This window comes from Aquibacillus sediminis (assembly GCF_005870085.1).
GTDB lineage: Bacteria > Bacillota > Bacilli > Bacillales > Amphibacillaceae > Aquibacillus_E > Aquibacillus_E sediminis.
Map to the genome: position 1 here is coordinate 1 of NZ_SZNM01000040.1, position 19,137 is coordinate 19,137.

The 19,137-nt window shown below is 39.2% G+C and carries 11 protein-coding genes, 14 tRNA genes, 1 rRNA gene and 1 riboswitch; of the genes, 21 read left to right on the plus strand and 5 right to left on the minus strand.

The annotated features are described in order from the left end of the window. The 15 genes from FCI53_RS20065 to FCI53_RS20135 all read left to right on the plus strand — a co-directional run. Positions 1 to 161, plus strand: a 23S ribosomal RNA gene (locus FCI53_RS20065); the annotation flags it as partial. Positions 162 to 231: 70 nt separating this feature from the next. Next, positions 232 to 303, plus strand: a tRNA-Glu gene (locus FCI53_RS20070). Positions 304 to 360: 57 nt separating this feature from the next. After that, positions 361 to 436, plus strand: a tRNA-Val gene (locus FCI53_RS20075). A gap of 78 nt (positions 437 to 514) precedes the next feature. Next, positions 515 to 591 (plus strand) — tRNA-Asp (locus FCI53_RS20080). A gap of 188 nt (positions 592 to 779) precedes the next feature. Beyond that, positions 780 to 852: transfer RNA gene (locus tag FCI53_RS20085), tRNA-Lys, on the plus strand. A 113-nt stretch (positions 853 to 965) separates the two neighbouring features. After that, positions 966 to 1,050: transfer RNA gene (locus FCI53_RS20090), tRNA-Leu, on the plus strand. A gap of 25 nt (positions 1,051 to 1,075) precedes the next feature. Continuing rightward, positions 1,076 to 1,168, plus strand: a tRNA-Ser gene (locus tag FCI53_RS20095). A 39-nt stretch (positions 1,169 to 1,207) separates the two neighbouring features. Beyond that, positions 1,208 to 1,293, plus strand: a tRNA-Tyr gene (locus FCI53_RS20100). Positions 1,294 to 1,460: 167 nt separating this feature from the next. Beyond that, positions 1,461 to 1,534 (plus strand) — tRNA-Gly (locus FCI53_RS20105). Between the two features lie 12 nt (positions 1,535 to 1,546). After that, positions 1,547 to 1,620 (plus strand) — tRNA-Ile (locus tag FCI53_RS20110). Between the two features lie 49 nt (positions 1,621 to 1,669). Beyond that, positions 1,670 to 1,760 (plus strand) — tRNA-Ser (locus FCI53_RS20115). An 8-nt stretch (positions 1,761 to 1,768) separates the two neighbouring features. Further along, a tRNA-Glu gene (locus FCI53_RS20120) sits at positions 1,769 to 1,840 on the plus strand. Positions 1,841 to 1,883: 43 nt separating this feature from the next. Continuing rightward, positions 1,884 to 1,959: transfer RNA gene (locus tag FCI53_RS20125), tRNA-Val, on the plus strand. A 77-nt stretch (positions 1,960 to 2,036) separates the two neighbouring features. Continuing rightward, positions 2,037 to 2,113: transfer RNA gene (locus FCI53_RS20130), tRNA-Asp, on the plus strand. Between the two features lie 8 nt (positions 2,114 to 2,121). Continuing rightward, positions 2,122 to 2,196, plus strand: a tRNA-Gln gene (locus FCI53_RS20135). Positions 2,197 to 2,454: 258 nt separating this feature from the next. Here the strand turns inward: FCI53_RS20135 and FCI53_RS20145 are convergent. Beyond that, on the minus strand, positions 2,455 to 2,796 hold the full coding sequence (locus tag FCI53_RS20145) for a nucleoside deaminase (protein ID WP_425457203.1): 342 nt from the start codon (positions 2,794 to 2,796) through the stop codon (positions 2,455 to 2,457). A 550-nt stretch (positions 2,797 to 3,346) separates the two neighbouring features. Between FCI53_RS20145 and FCI53_RS20150 the strand changes: the two genes are divergently transcribed. Then, entirely contained in the window at positions 3,347 to 3,850 is a 504-nt protein-coding gene (locus FCI53_RS20150) for an alanyl-tRNA editing protein (protein ID WP_246050169.1), read from the plus strand. A gap of 283 nt (positions 3,851 to 4,133) precedes the next feature. Here the strand turns inward: FCI53_RS20150 and FCI53_RS20155 are convergent, their stop codons facing one another. From FCI53_RS20155 to nirB, 3 genes are all read right to left on the minus strand, one after another. Next, a complete protein-coding gene (locus FCI53_RS20155) occupies positions 4,134 to 5,594 on the minus strand; it encodes a NarK family nitrate/nitrite MFS transporter (protein ID WP_138420787.1) in 1,461 nt (486 codons plus the stop codon). Between the two features lie 59 nt (positions 5,595 to 5,653). Further along, positions 5,654 to 7,789 (minus strand): assimilatory nitrate reductase catalytic subunit NasC, encoded by a 2,136-nt coding sequence (gene nasC / locus FCI53_RS20160; RefSeq protein ID WP_138420788.1) that lies wholly within the window; start codon positions 7,787 to 7,789, stop codon positions 5,654 to 5,656. Between the two features lie 371 nt (positions 7,790 to 8,160). Continuing rightward, entirely contained in the window at positions 8,161 to 10,515 is a 2,355-nt protein-coding gene (nirB, locus tag FCI53_RS20165) for a nitrite reductase large subunit NirB (RefSeq protein ID WP_138420789.1), read from the minus strand. Positions 10,516 to 11,359: 844 nt separating this feature from the next. On the opposite strand from nirB, the gene FCI53_RS20170 reads away from it, so the two are divergent. From FCI53_RS20170 to FCI53_RS20185, 4 genes are all read left to right on the plus strand, one after another. Next, on the plus strand, positions 11,360 to 13,465 hold the full coding sequence (locus FCI53_RS20170) for a glycoside hydrolase family 3 protein (RefSeq protein ID WP_138420790.1): 2,106 nt from the start codon (positions 11,360 to 11,362) through the stop codon (positions 13,463 to 13,465). Between the two features lie 29 nt (positions 13,466 to 13,494). Next, a complete protein-coding gene (locus FCI53_RS20175; protein WP_138420791.1) occupies positions 13,495 to 14,757 on the plus strand; it encodes an exo-beta-N-acetylmuramidase NamZ family protein in 1,263 nt (420 codons plus the stop codon). Between the two features lie 111 nt (positions 14,758 to 14,868). Then, positions 14,869 to 15,267 (plus strand): GIY-YIG nuclease family protein, encoded by a 399-nt coding sequence (locus FCI53_RS20180; RefSeq protein ID WP_138420792.1) that lies wholly within the window; start codon positions 14,869 to 14,871, stop codon positions 15,265 to 15,267. 145 nt (positions 15,268 to 15,412) lie between these two features. Then, positions 15,413 to 15,490: riboswitch (ZMP/ZTP riboswitch) on the plus strand. A 133-nt stretch (positions 15,491 to 15,623) separates the two neighbouring features. Further along, complete coding sequence (locus tag FCI53_RS20185) at positions 15,624 to 16,820, plus strand: phosphoglycerate dehydrogenase (protein ID WP_138420793.1); 1,197 nt, start codon at positions 15,624 to 15,626, stop codon at positions 16,818 to 16,820. An 80-nt stretch (positions 16,821 to 16,900) separates the two neighbouring features. Here the strand turns inward: FCI53_RS20185 and mgtE are convergent, their stop codons facing one another. After that, on the minus strand, positions 16,901 to 18,169 hold the full coding sequence (gene mgtE, locus FCI53_RS20190; protein WP_425457205.1) for a magnesium transporter: 1,269 nt from the start codon (positions 18,167 to 18,169) through the stop codon (positions 16,901 to 16,903). Positions 18,170 to 18,595: 426 nt separating this feature from the next. On the opposite strand from mgtE, the gene FCI53_RS20195 reads away from it, so the two are divergent. Beyond that, the gene (locus FCI53_RS20195) at positions 18,596 to 19,003 is read left to right on the plus strand and encodes a GNAT family N-acetyltransferase (RefSeq protein WP_138420794.1); all 408 of its coding nucleotides are present in this window, start codon (positions 18,596 to 18,598) and stop codon (positions 19,001 to 19,003) included. Positions 19,004 to 19,137: the final 134 nt, after the last annotated feature.

Genomic DNA, 19,137 nt, shown 5'->3' on the forward strand with positions numbered 1-19,137 from the left:
AAGTGCTGAAAGCATCTAAGCATGAAGCCCACCTCTAGATGAGACTTCCCATCATTTTAAATGAGTAAGATCCCTCAGAGACGATGAGGTTGATAGGTCCGAGGTGGAAGCGTGGTGACACGTGTAGTTGACGGATACTAATAGATCGAGGACTTATCTATATTTGAATTTAAAATGTTTGAATGTCTTGAGCCTTTCTTATCTAGTTTTGAAGGTATAACTTCTTCAACTGGCCCGTTGGTCAAGTGGTTAAGACACCGCCCTTTCACGGCGGTAACACGGGTTCGAATCCCGTACGGGTCATTAAATTATTTTCGCTAAAGCGAAAATAATTCTTCATAACTTTTAATTAAATGATATGGAGGATTAGCTCAGCTGGGAGAGCACTTGCCTTACAAGCAAGGGGTCGCAGGTTCGAGCCCTGCATCCTCCACCATTTAAATCATAGTTTAGCTGTTGTTGAATAGAGTATATTCATTAAAGATATCTATTTAACAATAGTTATAAAAAAATTGGTCCGGTAGTTCAGTTGGTTAGAATGCCTGCCTGTCACGCAGGAGGTCGCGGGTTCGAGTCCCGTCCGGACCGCCATATAAGCCGGCCTAGCTCAACTGGTAGAGAAACCGTAAACTTCTTGGATAACATCATTGTAGGTTTTGCGAGGAGCGTAAGCATCGCCGAAATAGCTTGCAACGTGACAAGCACCAATAGAATAAGCCTCATACAAAGAATAAGATATACACATAGCAAGGTAATGAATTGTATATTTAATATATCAAGAGCCATTAGCTCAGTTGGTAGAGCATCTGACTTTTAATCAGAGGGTCGGAGGTTCGAATCCTCCATGGCTCATCAAAGAAGTTATGTTATGGATTCTCACCTACGGTTCTCCTTGTTTTTATTAACTTATAATGGAAACAAGGACTAGCCTACGGCGTCAGAATCCTCTATGGCTCACCACTCAAGCGGGTGTGGCGGAATTGGCAGACGCGCTAGACTTAGGATCTAGTGTCTTCGGACGTGGGGGTTCGACTCCCTCCACCCGCACCATATAAAATTATTATGAATAATACACGGAGGAGTACCCAAGTCTGGCTGAAGGGAGCGGTCTTGAAAACCGCCAGGGGCTTCACGGCTCGCGGGGGTTCGAATCCCTCCTCCTCCGCCATTAAATTTAAAATTTATATTCTAGTAATCTTTTAAACTTGGAGGGATAGCGAAGTTGGCCAAACGCGGCGGACTGTAAATCCGCTCCCATCGGGTTCGTAGGTTCGAGTCCTACTCCCTCCACCATATTGTTTTTCGTGTGGGTGTAGTTTAGTGGTAAAACCTCAGCCACGAGCAAAAGCTTCATCGAATTAACAGCGAGTTGCGAAGAGCGTAGGCTTCGCCGAAAATACTTGCAACGTGACGAGCATGTTTTGATCGAGTATATTATTAAGACCTAAGCAAAATTAAGTGCGGGTGTAGTTTAGTGGTAAAACCTCAGCCTTCCAAGCTGATGTCGAGGGTTCGATTCCCTTCACCCGCTCCATTCATTTATTATGGGCCTGTAGCTCAGTTGGTTAGCGCGCACGCCTGATAAGCGTGAGGTCGGTGGTTCAAGTCCACTCAGGCCCATTAACCTAGCGTAAGCTTGGTTAATGAAATGTTTGAATTGAATTTTGTAGGAGAAGTACCCAAGTGGCTGAAGGGGCGCCCCTGCTAAGGGTGTAGGTCGTGTAAGCGGCGCGAGGGTTCAAATCCCTCCTTCTCCGCCATTATTTATGGCCCGTTGGTCAAGTGGTTAAGACACCGCCCTTTCACGGCGGTAACACGGGTTCGAATCCCGTACGGGTCATCAGAGTTATTTTCACAAAGGTGAAAATAACTCACATTATTATGGAGGATTAGCTCAGCTGGGAGAGCACTTGCCTTACAAGCAAGGGGTCGCAGGTTCGAGCCCTGCATCCTCCACCATTTCAATAAATTTTAACCGTCGTTAAATTAAACATAAATCCATTAAGGATATTTATTTAACTATCGTTAAAAAATCTGGTCCGGTAGTTCAGTTGGTTAGAATGCCTGCCTGTCACGCAGGAGGTCGCGGGTTCGAGTCCCGTCCGGACCGCCATTTGTTTTTGGGCTATAGCCAAGCGGTAAGGTAACGGTTTTTGGTACCGTCATGCGCTGGTTCGAATCCAGCTAGCCCAGCCACAATACATATTATTTAATTTGGGGCCTTAGCTCAGCTGGGAGACCGCCTGCTTTGCAAGCAGGCGGTCAGCGGTTCGATTCCGCTAGGATCCACTTAAAAAGCTACAATTAAGCATATGTAATTGTAGCTTTTTTTATACGTTGAAGTATAAGCCGCTAGTAAAAACTGAAAGAGCGAGTTATAGTTATATAGGGAAGGGGGCAATAAACAACGTGAACTCCTATAATAAATATGCAGAGGTTTAAGCAGCCACTAATTTAATAAATTACTTTTGTTTCGTGATTGTTCCATTTTTCGAAGGGTTCACTACGATTTTCTAAAGATAAGGAATAGAATGGTATTTTTCTATCTTCATATGATTTAGGAATCTCTTCATAAATAAATGCATCATCAAAGCCTCCATTACAAGCAATATGTTGATCGGCTGCGTAATAGATATCTTTAACTCTAGCCCAATAAATAGCTCCTAAACACATAGGGAAAGGTTCGCAACTTGTATATAAAATGCAATCATCTAGCTGGAAATGGTTAAGATTCTCGCATGCTTGTCGTATCGCTTTAATTTCTGCATGTGAGGTTGGATCATGGTCTTGTGTCACTCTGTTTGTACCGCCTCCAACTACTTCACCTGTTTATTCACCACAATTGCAGCAAATGGACCTCCTCTTGCTCTACATTTTCAACTGTCAAATCTATTGTTTTCGATAAAAATATCGATAGTTCATTATTATTCTTCCCAATTAGCTGTCAAAGGTTATGTTATTTAAATTACGAGATACATAAGAAGTTATCAATCTTCTTGTAGGGATATCTAACAAGGAAATAAAATAAAACTTCCATCAGTGGGGCTTTTATCCCTCAACCTTAAATTTCTTACCTTCCACCCATTGTCACCGAGGCGCATCGAGGGAAGCTTGTGGATTCTTGAAATACCTTCTAATTCATACAGTTCTTCGTTGATAAGCTGGAAATAGATGAAAAGGGGCGACACTATGCTGTATTAGAGGCAACTGCATTTTATCCAACAGGACCCTCATGACACGGGAACGTTACATGGTGTCGCTATTTATGATGTCGAGGAAATAGAAGGAGAAATTCGCCATTACATAGAAGAGCCTCTACGTATAGATACCCCTGCTGAAGAGGACGTTGATTGGGATCGACGGCTACGATCATTTGCAACAACACGCGGCTCAGCATATGTTATCTGCAACATTTGAAGACGTATTTGGCTATAAAACCGTTAGTTTTCATTTAGGAAAGGACATTTGCTCAATTGATCTAGATACTAAGAATCTTATTAGGGAAGAAGCAAGTGTTATAGAGCAAAGGGTGAATCTTGTAATCCAAGAGAATCGCTCGATTGAAACCAAATGGGTAACAAAGGATGAACTTTCAGACTACAATTTGAGGAAGAAACTTTCTGTTACAGAGAACATTCGTCTCGTTATCATTGATCAGTTTGATTACAATGGCTGTGGTGGTACCCATCCAGATTCCACAGGACAGATAGGAGCACTCAAAATATTACATTGGAAAAAGCAAAGGAAGAAGATTCGTGTGTACATTGTAGGTGGATCCAGAGTGTTTAAGCAACAAATGGTGGTGTTTACGCTGCGGATGATCATGGGATATTTGAAGAGAATAGGTTAGATGTCACAAGTGGTAACTTCTTTTTCTTTTGTGGAAGGCTGGAGTTATTATAAAGAATCTCCAGATGAGATTACATAAATTGTCCACACAAAATAATTTGAAGTAAACATAGAGAAAAACATAAAAAATCACAAGGCTACAATAATGATTGTGGCCTTGTGATTTTTGTGAGCATAACAGTATGATTCTCTATGCGTATCAAGAGGAGTGCACCCTAACGGAACTGTTAGGGATCTCCAAGTCTTCTTTTTTGTTTACGTAAATTAAAGCTCCTGATTCGGTTTTATTGGATAACTGTTTGTTGTTTTGTTGACGGTTTTTTAATAGAGGTTCTTTCTTTTACTTTCACATCAGGCTCCTGAATGAAAAAGGAAGATGCAATACAACACAGGAAAGCACCTATACCAATCGCAATAAAAAATATCGTTGGATAAAATAGATTTAAGATAGCAAGAAAACAAACTGAACCAATATTCCCATAGGCACCGACCATTCCTGCTATTTGTCCGGTACGATTTTTCTTAACGAATGATACCATCGAGAACACAGAACCAGAAGCAGCCTGACCAATCATGGAACAACTCATCGTTAACACTACAGCAAGAATGATCGGCCAGCTTTCTGATAAGAAAGACATACAAAGATAAAGAATTGATAGGATTAATAATAACGATACCAACATTTTTTTGCGACCAAATTTGTCGCTTAGCCATCCTCCTGCGGGGCGTGCCACTAAGTTCGTAAAAGCAAAGCTGCTAGCAATCATACCTGCAGCTACGGCTCCTAGTGTAAATGTACTTTGAAAAAACATAGGCAACATTGAAATAACTGCAAGTTCTGCACCAAATGTCGTAAAGTAAGCAAAACTCAATATACTTACTTGTTTCATGGAATACTTTTCATTTTTAGGAATATCAGTTTTTAAATAATCGCGATTCCTTTTCCACATTTTCCCCATATTAACGATATAAAGCAGTGCTAAGGCACAATAGATAATAATAGCGAAATTGATGGGTAAAACCGAAGTGGATTGAAGGGACCATACGAGCACGCCTAACCCTCCATAAATAGGGAAGGAAGTAAGCATTAAAAGAATTAAATCAGATAAACTAGTAGCATCTAAGCCTCCAGTTGATTTTGATCGTTGAAATGTTTTCCAATCCGGTGTATCTTTTGCATTTCGGTAATAAATAAGAGCGTAGACTAAAGCAATTACACCGGTTAATGCGATTGCGTATCTCCAACCATGTTCCCCGCCGAATAGTAGAGCTAATGTAGGTAAAGTAAAGGCTGCAAATGCAGAACCAAAGTTCCCCCAACCTGCGTATATTCCTTGAGCAAATCCACTCTGACTTGCTGGAAACCATTCGGAAACCATCCGAATACCAATAACAAAGCTTGCGCCTATCGTTCCGAGAAATAATCGCGAGATAAGTAGCTGCCAATATGTCGTTCCTAAAGCAAAGATAAAACATGGAATGCTCAAAACGACTAGTAATAGAGTAAAGACTTTCCTTGGACCATACCGATCAACTAGACGCCCCATTGCAATTCTTCCTGGAATAGCTAATGCAAGGTTGACAATCATTAAGACACCCATCTGGTCTTCTGTAATTGCGAGTTGTTCCATGATCGTAGAATTGAAGGGGGCCATATTAAACCAGACCATCACACTTACAAAAAAAGCGATCGTTGAAAGCATAAGAATTTGTTTATTGCCTTGGTAATTTTCGACTTCATTCATGTCTAGAGTCCTCCAATGAATTATTTTTGAAAAAAGTAACTAGTTTAAACTCTAATTCACTAATTATGAGCACTAACCCTTACAGCACTGACCTTAAACCCAGGCATCCGGCAATAGGGATCCAATTGATCTGCGACTAACCGGTTAACATTTTGGGTTTCTGTCCAGTGGAAGGGGACAAAAATAGTGTCTTTACGAATTGTGGACGACCATCTACTTCTAACAACAATTGATCCTTTGGTAGACTCTATGTTGACAAGTGCATTTTCCTTTAGTCCATACATCAAAGCTGTGTCAGGGTGTATTTCCATGAAAGCTTCGAAATCTCTTGCTGCTAAGGATGGACTTTTTCTCGTTTGTTCTCCAGTTAAATAATGTGCCATGACACGTCCTGTTGTAAGTAGTAAAGGAAATTCTGTACTAGTTGTTGGTTTTGGTGTATTCGGTTGGCTCGCTACAACCGCCATTTTAGCCTTTTTATCTTCATGAGCAAAAGAAGTTTCGAATAATCTTTCGGTACCAGTGTCGTTAGGACTAGGACAAGGCCATAGGATGCCTTGTTCTTTTCGTAATCGATCATATGTAATGCCGAAGTAATCTGCTTTTCCACCGCGACTTGCGATCCGAAGCTCCTCAAATATTTCTTCAGCAGATTGGTATGGAAAATAGTGTTCTTTTCCGAGTTTTTTGCTAATTTCACAAAGAATTTGCCAGTCATGTTTTACCTCCCCAGGTAGAGGAAAGCTCGCTTCTCTTAACATGACGCGACCTTCTACATTCGTCATCGTACCTTCGTCTTCTAAGTAAGAAGAAGAAGGGAGGACGAGGTCTGCTAGTTTGGCAGTTTCTGATAAGAACATGTCTACAGCAACTAAGAATTTAAGTTTTTTTAATGCCTTTTTGACGAAATTAGCATTTGGATTGGAGACGACCGGGTTTGAGCACATCACAAACATGCCAGTAATCAGTCCTTCATCGACCTTTTCAAACATTTCATATGCAGAAACCCCTTTTCTTGGTAAGTCCTGTTCGTCTATGCCCCAAACATCAGAGATGAAGGATCGATGCTCAGGGTTTTCGATCGAACGGTAACCTGGTAACTGGTCTGCTTTTTGACCATGTTCTCTAGCTCCTTGTCCATTGCCTTGACCGGTAACAGCTCCATAACCTGAATAGGGTTTTCCTATTTTTCCTGTCGCAAGGAGAAGATTCAAAAATCCTCGAACAGTGTCTGTGCCGTCTATTTGTTGTTCGATTCCTCTGGCAGTGAAAATCATTCCTGAGGGTTCTTGGCCAAATACAGTTGCCGCTTGTACGATCTCGCTAGTGGTGACTCCTGTTGTTATAGCGATATCCTCTAAGTTCATGGAAGTGACGTGTTGCTGTACTTCCTCAAAGCCATTGGTTCTTTCGTTTATAAAGTGTTTGTCTAGTAGATTTTTGTCCGTAATTACTTTTAATAGTCCATTTGCAAGAGCGGGATCGGATCCAGGTTTATTTTTTATATGCAAGTCTGCTATTTTAGTAGTAGCAGTCTCTCGTGGGTCAATTGCAATGATGTAAGCTCCGTTTTCTTTTGCTCGTTCAAAATAAGGCATGATCGTCGGCTGGCATTCCGCTATATTTGTACCAGCAAGAATAATACAACGAGTATGTGGAATTTCTTTTATCGTATTTGTAAATCCACGATCCATCCCGAAGGTAAGGTTAGCTCCTGTTGCAGCTGCCCCCATACATAATCTGCCATTGTAATCAATATGCTTGGTTTGTAGTGCTACACGTGCAAATTTCCCTAGAAGATAAGCTTCTTCATTTGTAATCGAAGCACTACCGTAAACAGACAGAGCATCGAGCCCGTCATGTGTTTGAATTTTTAAAAAATTATCTCTAATTGTCTCTAGAGCTACGTCCCAGGAGACAGGTACGAATTCTCCATCTACCTTCAATAGTGGTTGCTTTAGTCTGCCTTGGTGCAGGGCATGCTGATGGGCGTTCATGCCTTTAATACAAAGTCGACCTTCTGAAGTGGGGTTATCTTTACCGATCGTTTTATACTTTTTTCTTGAAACAACTGTCTGTTCTATCAGTTGCATTTTACATTGCATACTGCAATATGGACATTGGGAATCATACACTTTCTCTGCTTGCACCTTTTGTTGTTTATCGCGAAAATATTTCAACATTAGCTCTGTCAAAATGTCTCATCCTTTGCTCTATAAATTTTTGGCTACTGTTAAAAAATGTTGTTGAAATTTATTCAGCCTTAACAGGCAGTAAGCCCCTACTTCAAGATTTAAGGGGAACCGAAAAAGATAAGTGGGGGATCAACTGCCTGTAAAGGTCCATTCGTTCGGACTGACCATCAGTGGGGATGAAGAAAACCCCACTGATGGGAGTTTCACTTTATAAAAGACGGGGTTCCATTGCCATTGGGACAAATTGCTTTCACGCAAACCCATGCCCCCACCACATGGGGAGTGCCCTCACTTGTCCGTAGAATGATCAACAACATGTAAAAGTAGCTCCTAGTTGTGTACGGGAATTACATGATATTTGGGATGTTAGGCTATTTTCTCACTAATAGACGCTTTCGTTGAGCTTGATCTGTCTTTAGTTTTTCTATTAAAAACTGGAGAAGGTCTTGGTCAAACAGTACTTCTCGGATGTGTACTAAACTAACGCGTTCCATCCATTGCCATGTGCGCTCCAAGTAATTAGCTGATTGCCGGTAATATTGAATAAAACCTATCGATAGTTGGATTGCTTCTTCTTTCGTAGTAGCTACAGTTAGTAATTCACCAGAACGAGCATTACGACCACTACTTCCCCCGACATAAATTTCCCAGCCACGATTCACCTTCATAAGTCCAATATCTTTTGTTGTTGAACCGGCGCCATTATGCATACAGGCTGAGACCCCCATGCGAATGCGGTAGGGGGTTTTTAGAAATTCAGTTCTTTTTTCCAAATCGTATGCCATTTGGGAAGCTAGTTCTTTATTGCATTCACATAAATAATCCCCATTGCTTGTTTTGATACTTTGAACAGTGTTTGCTGTTGTGGAATGGAGTCGCATATTCAGATCAGACCAAACCGATGACAGATCTTCTTGTCTGATCCCTTTTAAGTGAATACGCTGGTCACTTGTTATTGCTAGGGTTGGGAGACCATATTTATCGGCAACATCTGCAATTTTTCGTAACTGATTTGTTTGTACGATACCGCCGTACAGTTGTGGCACAATTGAATATGTGCCGTCATTACGAACGATCGCATTCATCTTATCATTTAAATAGAGTGTTTCTTGATTTTGCTCATATTCTGGATAAATCATTCCAAGATAATATTCTAAAGCAGGACGACAAGTCGTACAGCCTTCTTTATTTATCCAACCAAGTGCTTCTGTAATTTCGTGTACGCTGGCAAGGTTTCTCGTCTGAATTTCTGTTACAATTTCATCTTCTGTTAACGTTGTACAAGAACAAAAACTTTTGTTTTCTGTAGTTTCGTTAAAGTGATCACTAGATATGTAGTCCAATAGTTCACGAACAGCGGGTTTACAGCCACCACAAGAACTAGATGCTTTTGTACATGCTTTGACATCATTGACACTGGATAGATTATGCGCTAGAACGTTATCGATGATCGCTCCTTTTGAAACACTGTTACATGTACAAATGAATTCTTTTTTGGGTAAAGTTGCAACGTATGAATCTGCTGGGTCTGTTGGCCTTAGTAGGTCAGCTTTCTCCTGATCAGGGACAAATTTTTGCTTCATAATGATGTCTAACAGTCTTGGTCCTTCTTTTGTGTCACCAAATAAGACCGCCCCGACTGCTTTGTCGTCTCGAAAAAATACTTTTTTGTAGGTTGAGGCTATTTCATCATGGAAATAGATAGATTTAGTAGTTTCATCGGTTGTTAATTGTCCAACAGAGAACACATCAACTCCTGATATTTTTAGTTGAGTAGACAGAATAGAACCTTGGTAACCTTTGGTGTTTTTTTTGCAAAGATGGCGAGCAAGAACAGCGCCTTGTTGATAGAGTGGTTTCACAAGCCCGTATACTATGCCGTTATGCTCTGCACATTCCCCGACCGCATAAATATTTTGAGCTTGTGTTTGTAAGTAATCGTCTACAAGAATACCACGGTTTGTTTCAATGCCAGCTTGTTTGGCTAAGGTGATGTTTGGCCTCACTCCAACGGCCATGACGACTAAGTCTGCCTTGGTATGAGTTCCGTCATTGAATTGAAGTCCTTCAACGCGGGTATTTCCAACAATTCTTTCGGTATCTTTTTCTAATAAAAAATTCATACCTTGTGCTTCTAGCTCCTCTTGCAGCATGTGTGCTGCTGTTTGGTCAAGCTGCTTGTTCATTAAGCGATCTGAATTATGTACAACATCAACCTTCATTCCTAAATTGAGTAAGCCTCTTGCAGCCTCCAATCCAAGTAGCCCTCCGCCGATTACGACTGCTTTTTTGTAGTGCTTTGCTGTTTCCATCATTCTTTGGCAATCTTCGATCGTCCGAAACGAAACAATGCCTTCTTTTTCAGCACCTGGGAGCGGTAGCATAAACGGGTGTGATCCGGTTGCAAGAATTAATTTATCATAAGGGACTTCCCTTTCTTTATCTGTTTTGATAAGCTTTTTGTTTTTGTCTATTTCGATAACAGTTTCACCCGTATAAAGACGAATGTTGTTCGCCTGATACCATTCCAGATGATTTATTGTTATATCATCAAATGTTGTACCGCCTTGAAGTACGGAAGATAGCATGATTCTACTATAGTTCACATGCGGTTCACTGCCAAAAATAGTAATGTCGTAGATGGAGTTGTCTTCTTTTAAAATATTTTCTATACAGCGTAGCCCAGCCATACCATTTCCAATAACAATGAGCTTTTGTTTTTGCATGCTATAAAACCTCCACCAGTTGTAGTAAGTACCATATATACAATCTGTGTAAGAATATCATGGTATTTTCTTTACTGTCATATCCTGTGTAAGAAAATATGACGTGGTTTTTTAGGGGGAGAAAAAGACACTTTGGAAAAGATAGCCTATAAGTAAATGTTGATTGCGTTTTCAAACGGGTGCTGTTTTTGGTGTAATAGTTTGAAGTTTATGCATCAAAATTAGCATTTCTTTGTTTGTAACCGAAGGAACAGAATCATTTGCCCATGGTGGTGGGGATAAGACGGTAGAGGCTGGTCAATTATTAACCAAACGGTTGTTATTCAGACACTTATCAAGGAAAGGTTAAAGCACGCAGGAGGTCAGCGGTTCGATCCCGCTAGGCTCCATTATATTAAGACTACTATTAGGTCATACTAATAGTAGTCTTTTTTGTAGCATAATATTTGAATGTTACCGCCATTTTCCACTTAATAGAAGTGTTTCTTTTGTATTCCATCGATAGACCTATTAAGGACGGCTCGTTTTGTTACATTTTGTTGAAACTCGTATAGAGTATCATTCAAAAGTGGTATAGACATCTATAATTGTAAAAAGGTAAGATGGAGATGCACTTAATTGAAGCAGGTTTTAGGGAGGTGGGAGTTAAAACTTATACAATTAATCAAATCAAGTAAGACGGTGGTTAAGTCTGGTTAATTAAGCATCCTAATGCGAGTACCTCTAAAAACTTCAACTGTTCCCACTAATTCTACATATCGTTAGAAGGCATCTTCATAGCTAGAAAATTTAGTAAATCAGATTTAATCAGAAGGACAAAATAATGGTTTTAAGGAGGTATTTCATGACCAAAGAAACTAAAATTAGTTTAAACGCTTTTCTTATTGTGCTTTTATTAATATTATTACTTGTTGTTTCAACAAGTATAGGTACAAATGCACAAGAAGATGAACCTGCTGTATCAGATTTACTAATTTATCAAAACATTCCTCAGGCCGAACCTCAAATAACGAATAAGCAGGTACACTTACAAGCACTTCACGTATATGAACAAGGTCAATTCTTATATATTTCAGATAATCTTAAATGGGAGTCCTCTAACCAGAATGTGGCAACCGTTAATGATGAAGGAAAGGTTACCTTTACAGGGAAAAATGGTCGCACATTTATAACGGTTTCGGATGGTGAATTTAGTGACCGAATTGCCTTAGATTATAAAGTAGACCCAACAAATGCAAACCAATCAAAAGGGAAATCCGAATCAAAAGTAACTGTAGTAAAAGAAACAGGCGATCGATATGACATTATTTCCAAGGCGATCGAACAAATGACGATTGAAGAAAAGATAGGCCAAATGTTAATGCCTGATTTCCGAACTTGGGATGGGGAAGATGTAACAGAAATGCTCCCTGAAATGGAGCAAATAGTTAAAGACTATCATCTTGGTGGAGTGATTCTCTTTAGAGAAAACGTGGTGACAACAGAACAAACAGCAAAGCTAGTATCTGCTTATCAAGATGCAGCAGAAAAGTTAGGCTTGTTCGTAACAATTGATCAAGAAGGTGGAATTGTTACCCGTCTACAATCTGGTACAGATATGCCTGGCAACATGGCTATCGGTGCTACAGGATCAACGAAGGTTTCTCAGAATGTAGCAGAGGCAATCGGAGAGGAACTTGAAAGCTTAGGGATTAATATGAACTTGGCACCCGTCCTTGATGTCAATAATAATCCTGATAATCCTGTTATTGGAGTACGTTCCTTTGGTAGTGATCCACAGTTAGTCGGTGATATGGGAGTAGCATACATTAATGGATTGCAACAAACTGGTGTTGCAGCAACGGCTAAACATTTTCCAGGGCATGGGGATACAGCGGTTGATTCCCATTTAGGTTTACCGGAAGTTCCACATAATAAGGAAAGATTATTAGAAGTAGAATTAGCACCATTCCAACAAGCAATGGATGCTGGAATTGATGCGGTAATGACAGCCCATGTGACATTTCCAAATATTGACGATACAAAAGTAATTTCTCAAAAAGATGGAACAGAAATCTCACTTCCTGCAACACTATCTCACAAGGTGTTAACTGGTTTAATGCGTGAAGAAATGAAGTATGACGGCATCATTATTACAGACGCACTAAATATGAATGCTATTGCGGACCATTTTGGGCCAGTTGATGCGGCGATACGTGCCGTTAAAGCAGGGACCGATATTGTGTTGATGCCTGTCGGGTTAGCTGATGTAGCTGAGGGACTTGTAGATGCTGTGAAAACGGGAGAAATCTCCGAACAACGGATTGAACAATCTGTCGAAAGAATTTTAAGCTTAAAAGTAGCACGTGGCATAATAAAAGAAGAAAGCCCACAATCGATCGAACAAAAACTTGAAAATGCTGAAGAAGTCGTTGGTTCCCAAGCGCATCAACAAGTAGAAAAAGACGCAGCAGAACGGTCGATCACATTAGTAAAAAATGATGACACACTTCCATTGCAAGTTGAGGAAGAAGATAAAATTGTTGTAGTGGGTGGAAGTAATAGTTCTGGTTTGTATCAATCAGTAGCAGCACAGCACCAAAATACCGAATATATTAATCAAGCATCTACAATGTCTGCTGCTCAACTTGCATTGCTTGAACAAGCAGAAGCAGTAATAGTTGGTACGTATACCTATAACGTGGCCGGTCGATCGGAAACGAGTGACCAAATGCGGATGGTCAATCAAATAACAGAGGAAACGGATACACCAGTAATTGGTATTGGAATCCGTAATCCTTATGATGTTGTAGCTTATCCAGAAGTAGATGCCTATCTTGCACAGTATGGATTTAGAACGGCAAGCTTTGATGCTACAGCAGCAACCATTTTCGGCAATAACCAACCAACAGGTAAATTGCCAGTATCGATACCAGGATTATATGAATTTGGCCATGGATTACGTTATTAACGGTTTATATTGGGGAGAGGAGTAACATAATGAGAAAATGGCTTATTAGCTTATTGGTACTTGTAATGGTTTTAACCTCTTTTTCAGCAGTATTTGCTATGGGGAATGGCAATGGCCATCAATATGGTCATGAAAAAGGGGAAGGAAATCCACATGATTTTCAATTGGGCGTCGAAGCGTTATTAACGGATCATAAGGATTTAATTGAAGGGAAAAAAGTGGGACTAATTACTAATCCAACTGGTGTCGACCAAGAGCTTACTAGTATTGTTGATTTATTGCATGAAGATCCAGATGTAGATTTAACCGCACTGTATGGCCCTGAACATGGGGTGCGAGGAAGTGCGCAGGCAGGTGAATATGTAGAATATTATACAGATGAACAAACAGGATTACCTGTATATAGTTTATATGGAGAGACGAGAAAACCAACAACTGAAATGTTAGAAGACATCGACGTACTTTTATTTGATATCCAAGATGTCGGTACGCGCTTCTATACGTACATTTACACGATGGCGTATACGATGGAGGCTGCCGAGGAGAATGATATTCCATTTATCGTATTAGATCGTCCCAATCCACTTGGTGGTGAGAAAGTAGAAGGTCCTGTATTGGATCCTGACTATACATCTTTTGTTGGTAATTATCCAATTCCACTTCGACATGGGATGACGGTTGGGGAACTAGCTAAGTTTTTTAATGAAGAGTTCGCGATTGGGGTAGACTTAACCGTTGTCGAGATGAATGGTTGGGAGCGTAATATGTATTATGATGATACACCATTAGATTTTGTTGCACCATCACCAAATATGCCAACTGTTGATACCGCGCTGGTATATCCTGGTGCAGCATTGATCGAAGGCACGTCAAATGTTTCCGAAGGCCGTGGTACGACACAACCGTTTGAGTTGTTAGGTGCCGCATTTATAAATAGTACGGAGTTTGCTGAAACCTTGAATGAACTAGAATTACCTGGGGTCCTGTTTCGGGCAGCATCATTCACACCAACCTTCTCGAAAAATGCTGGAGAGTTAAATCATGGGATCCAAATTCATGTAACAGATAAAGAAGTATTTCAACCAGTTGAAACAGGGTTGCATATTGTAAAGACCATGCATGATAGGTATCCAGAAGAGATGGAGTTTCGTTCCTTTTTCGATAATTTAATTGGAAATGGTTGGGTGCGTGAAGCAATTGTAGAGGGGCAGTCAGTTGAAGAAATAAAGTCACAATGGCAAGAGGAATTGGCAACATTTAATCAAGTGCGCAAACAATATTTAATCTATTAAGTTACTAGGGACAAGAGATATCTTGTCCCTTTACTAATATTTTAAAAAAGTATGGTAAACAGTGCAAAGCGGTGATAGACTTTAAGTACCGTGATAAGAAAGGAAGGTACAATGAAACCATTCATAACTTACCAATCAAATGCAACACTTTATGCGATTAAGGCGAACATGCCTGAAGATCAAACGATAACGATTGGAAAACTTGGTTCATTTACTTTTCTTACAGGAACATATGTCTATGTCGGTAGTGCGAAACGCTATCTACAAAAAAGAGTCGAGCGACATCTGAAGATTGACAAGAAACTTCATTGGCACTATGATTATTTACGATCTTATCTTGAAATAAAAGAAGTACAGACATATGCAGGAAACGAAGAGGAATGTCGATTATTCCAGAGACTTTACCAACAAAACAATGCTTCCATGCCATGTTCTGGTTTTGGTTCTTCGGATTGTACTTGTAAGTCTCATTTGTTTTTTTGTCCGATTGATCACACGGTCATCCTATAACCGCTTGGTATAAACTCAAATAATTTTATTAAAAATTTGACGTTTTTTATTGAATATTCAGAAATGATTTGCTATATTAACCATGTAATCAATTGAAGAAAATAGTAATCTAATTGCGGAGTACTTTATGTTAAAATAAAACGACAAAACTATGTGTGACTGGCGAACGCGGATCACCGCGAGGGAGCACATAGTGTCGGAGCCGTTCGCCTGGGCAGAGGTAAGGGAAGTATCCCTTGCCTTTTTCTGTTATATAAGGGGGCGTTATCAAAACAGTTCATTTGCTATTACGCGTGGATGAATAAGAATGGGGTCAGTGAAATTCTAAATTATAACTTGAAGGAGGAAATGGTTTCATGAGTACCGTTACAGCAGAAAAACAAAAGAAGATTAAACCGTTAAATAATATTGCGGAAAGAGGATTAAATGTATTTAATGAGGATTATTTAATTGATGACGAACATGAAAATCCTGATGCGATTGTTGCACGTAGTTATAATATGCATTCAATGGAATTTGGTAATAATTTAAAAGCAATTGCTAGAGCAGGTGCAGGGGTGAACAATATTCCTGTTGAACAATGTACCGAGCAAGGAATTGTAGTGTTCAATACACCTGGTGCCAATGCAAATGCCGTAAAAGAAATGGTGCTCACCTCGCTAATGGCTTCGTCCCGAAATGTATTTGATGGGATTGCTTGGGCGAAAACGTTAGAAGGGGAAGGGGAACAGGTTGGTAAACTAGTTGAATCAGGCAAGAAACAATTTGTTGGAAAAGAGATCAAGGGCAAAACATTAGGTGTGATAGGACTAGGTGCAATCGGTGCATTAGTAGCTAATGATGCGCTAGCATTAGATATGGATGTAATTGGTTTTGACCCATTCATTTCTGTTAATACAGCGTGGAATTTATCTCGTAATGTACAACGTGCTAATTCAATCGAGGAGTTATTTGCGACAGCGGATTATATCACGGTGCATGTTCCTTACACTGATGAGACAGGTGGCATGTTCAATGAAGAATCCTTTAATTTGATGAAGTCTGGTGTCCATATTTTGAACTTCTCACGGGGAGAACTAGTAAATGAAGCGGATATGGCTGAGGCGCTTGAAAGTGGAAAAGTTGGGAAATATATTACCGATTTTCCTAATGAAAATGTGTTAAAAATGAAAAATGCTATACCAATTCCACACTTAGGAGCATCGACAAAAGAATCAGAAGAAAATTGTGCGGTGATGGCTGCGCGTCAAGTGAAGGATTTCTTAGAAACTGGAAATATTGTAAACTCAGTTAATTTTCCAAGTGCATCCCTACCTTATACCGGTAGACGTCGTGTGACAGCATTCCATCGCAATGTACCGAACATGGTTGGACAAATCACGTCAGCTTTATCCAACTACGACTTAAACATTGCGGACATGGTGAACAGAAGTCGTGGTGAATACGCCTATACAATGGTGGATATTGAAGATGAGATTAATGGAGATATTACGCCAAGTTTAGAAAAGAAAATTAATCAAATTGAGGGTATTGTTACAACACGGATCATATAAATTGAAAAGAAGTATCCAGGCATCATCGCTGTGTTGATGGCTGGATACTTCTTTGTTTTTAAGGAGATCGTTCGTTTTAATTATAATCTTGTAATAAAAGCAGTGGCAATGCCAAAGTAAATAAGCAGTGATAATATATCATTGATTGTTGTAATAAGTGGTCCAGAAGCAACAGCTGGGTCCACCTTAAATTTGTATAAAATCAATGGAATGATCGTTCCTGCTAATGTCCCAATAATTAATGTGATCAAAAGTGAACTACCGACAACTAGGCCTAAAGTAAAGCTTCCTCGCCAAACATAGGCAATAATCGAAATTAATATACCACACGTAATACCAATTATAATCCCTACCCATAATTCACGTATAATGAGTTTGATGACTTGTTTAAATGTTAGGTCTTCTGATACTAATCCACGGACAACAACAGCAAGTGACTGTGTGCCAGTGTTTCCAGTCATTCCAGCAATCATAGGCATAAAGAATGCTAGTGCAACAACAGCTTCCAATGTTTCTTCAAATCCACTAATAATCCCGCCTGAAATCAATCCTACAAACAATAATAAAATCAACCATGGTAGACGACGGTAAGCGGCAACTATTGACGGCGTATTAAAGTCAATCGCTTTACCTGAGGCGGACAGTTTTTCAATGTCTTCATTTGCTTCTTGCATAACAATATCAATAACGTCATCAACGGTAATGACACCAACTAATGTTTCATCTTCTTTAATAATAGGTAAGGATACAAAATCATACCGACTGATTAATTTGGCAACTTCTTCTTGATCTGTATGTACATCAGCTTTTACCACTCTAGTGTACATAATTTCTTCCACTTTATCTTGTAAATCTGCTAATATTAGATCTTTATAGGAAATAACACCGACCAGTTTTTTCTGTTCATCAATTACATAGAGATAGTTCAAATACTCCGCTAATTCTGCAAAGTCTTTTAATTTATCAACTGCTTCACGAACGGTATAATGCTTTGGAATCCACACAAAGCGATTATTCATAACTCTACCCGCTGTTTCTGGAGGATATTTCATTAAATGTTGGACGACTTGTGATTCTTCTTCTTTCATTTCTGATACAAGTTCTTCTATTTTTTCAGGTTCTAAGTCCGAAAGTAAGGATGCTAATTCATCATTTTCCATTAGGTCAAATACTTGTGTAGACTTTTCAATACCCAACTTAGGTAATACATCTAACTGATCTTCTTTATCTAGTTCTTGCATTAAATCTTTGAGTTGTTCAATTGATAAATAAAGTAGAAATTTATTTCGATGTTTCGCAGGAATGTGATGGTATTGTTGCATCATATCATATGGCTGTAATTCATTCATTAATTCTTGAAACGTTAATTTCTTTCCAAAAGTGTAAGTTGATTTTCCGTCATGTCTAAGGACATGATCTTTCCTCCGTTCTTAAGTAGGATACGGCTGTATAGACACTTTTTAAGTTTTCCCTAATTATTTGGTTTTATCGGCGTTAGAGTAAGTGTTAAGTATTCATGAAATTTTTATGACGAAATACTTGTCGCTGATATAGGGGATTACAAGGATATACAATTTACCACTTGATAGGATGATGATATGCTATGTTAATCAGAGTGCTATTCCTTTATAATAACTTGTTTATTATGATTTAGTTTTGATAGATGGCGTTAATTAATTTAGGGTAGTATTGTGAGAGTAGCAATAACCTGGATAGTTAGGTATTTGATTATAAGACCAACATAAAACCAGAATGATAAGGAGTTTATGATGACAATAAAGATCAAGAAAATAAACAAAGAACAAGCATGGACATTGCGCCATCAAGTAATGTGGCCTGATAAGCCACTTGATTATATTAAAGTTCAAGATGACGAGATTGGAATCCATTACGGTCTATTTAAGGAAGACACGCTTGTTTCCGTTGTATCTTTGTTTATAAATGGGAACACCTGTCAGTTTCGAAAATTTGCGACACAACAACAAGAGCAAGGGAAAGGATTTGGCACGAAGTTATTAGAGTTTGTGTTCAAGGAAGCAAAGCAACACGGTGTGGGGAAAATATGGTGTAATGCTAGGGAAAATAAATCAACTTTCTATAAAAAATTTGGTTTAAATAAAACGGACGATCGATTTGAAAAAGGTGGTCGTTTATATGTAGTGATGGAAAAAGAGTTGAAGTAGGGGATTCCAACTAAAATGGTACCTGTAGTTAGGACACTTGAAAAAGAGTGTTTAAACTACAGGTATTTTTTTATATACTTAAGTTTCAAGATATGGGGAAAAGAGGACAACATGAGTAAAATAACATTTTCAAC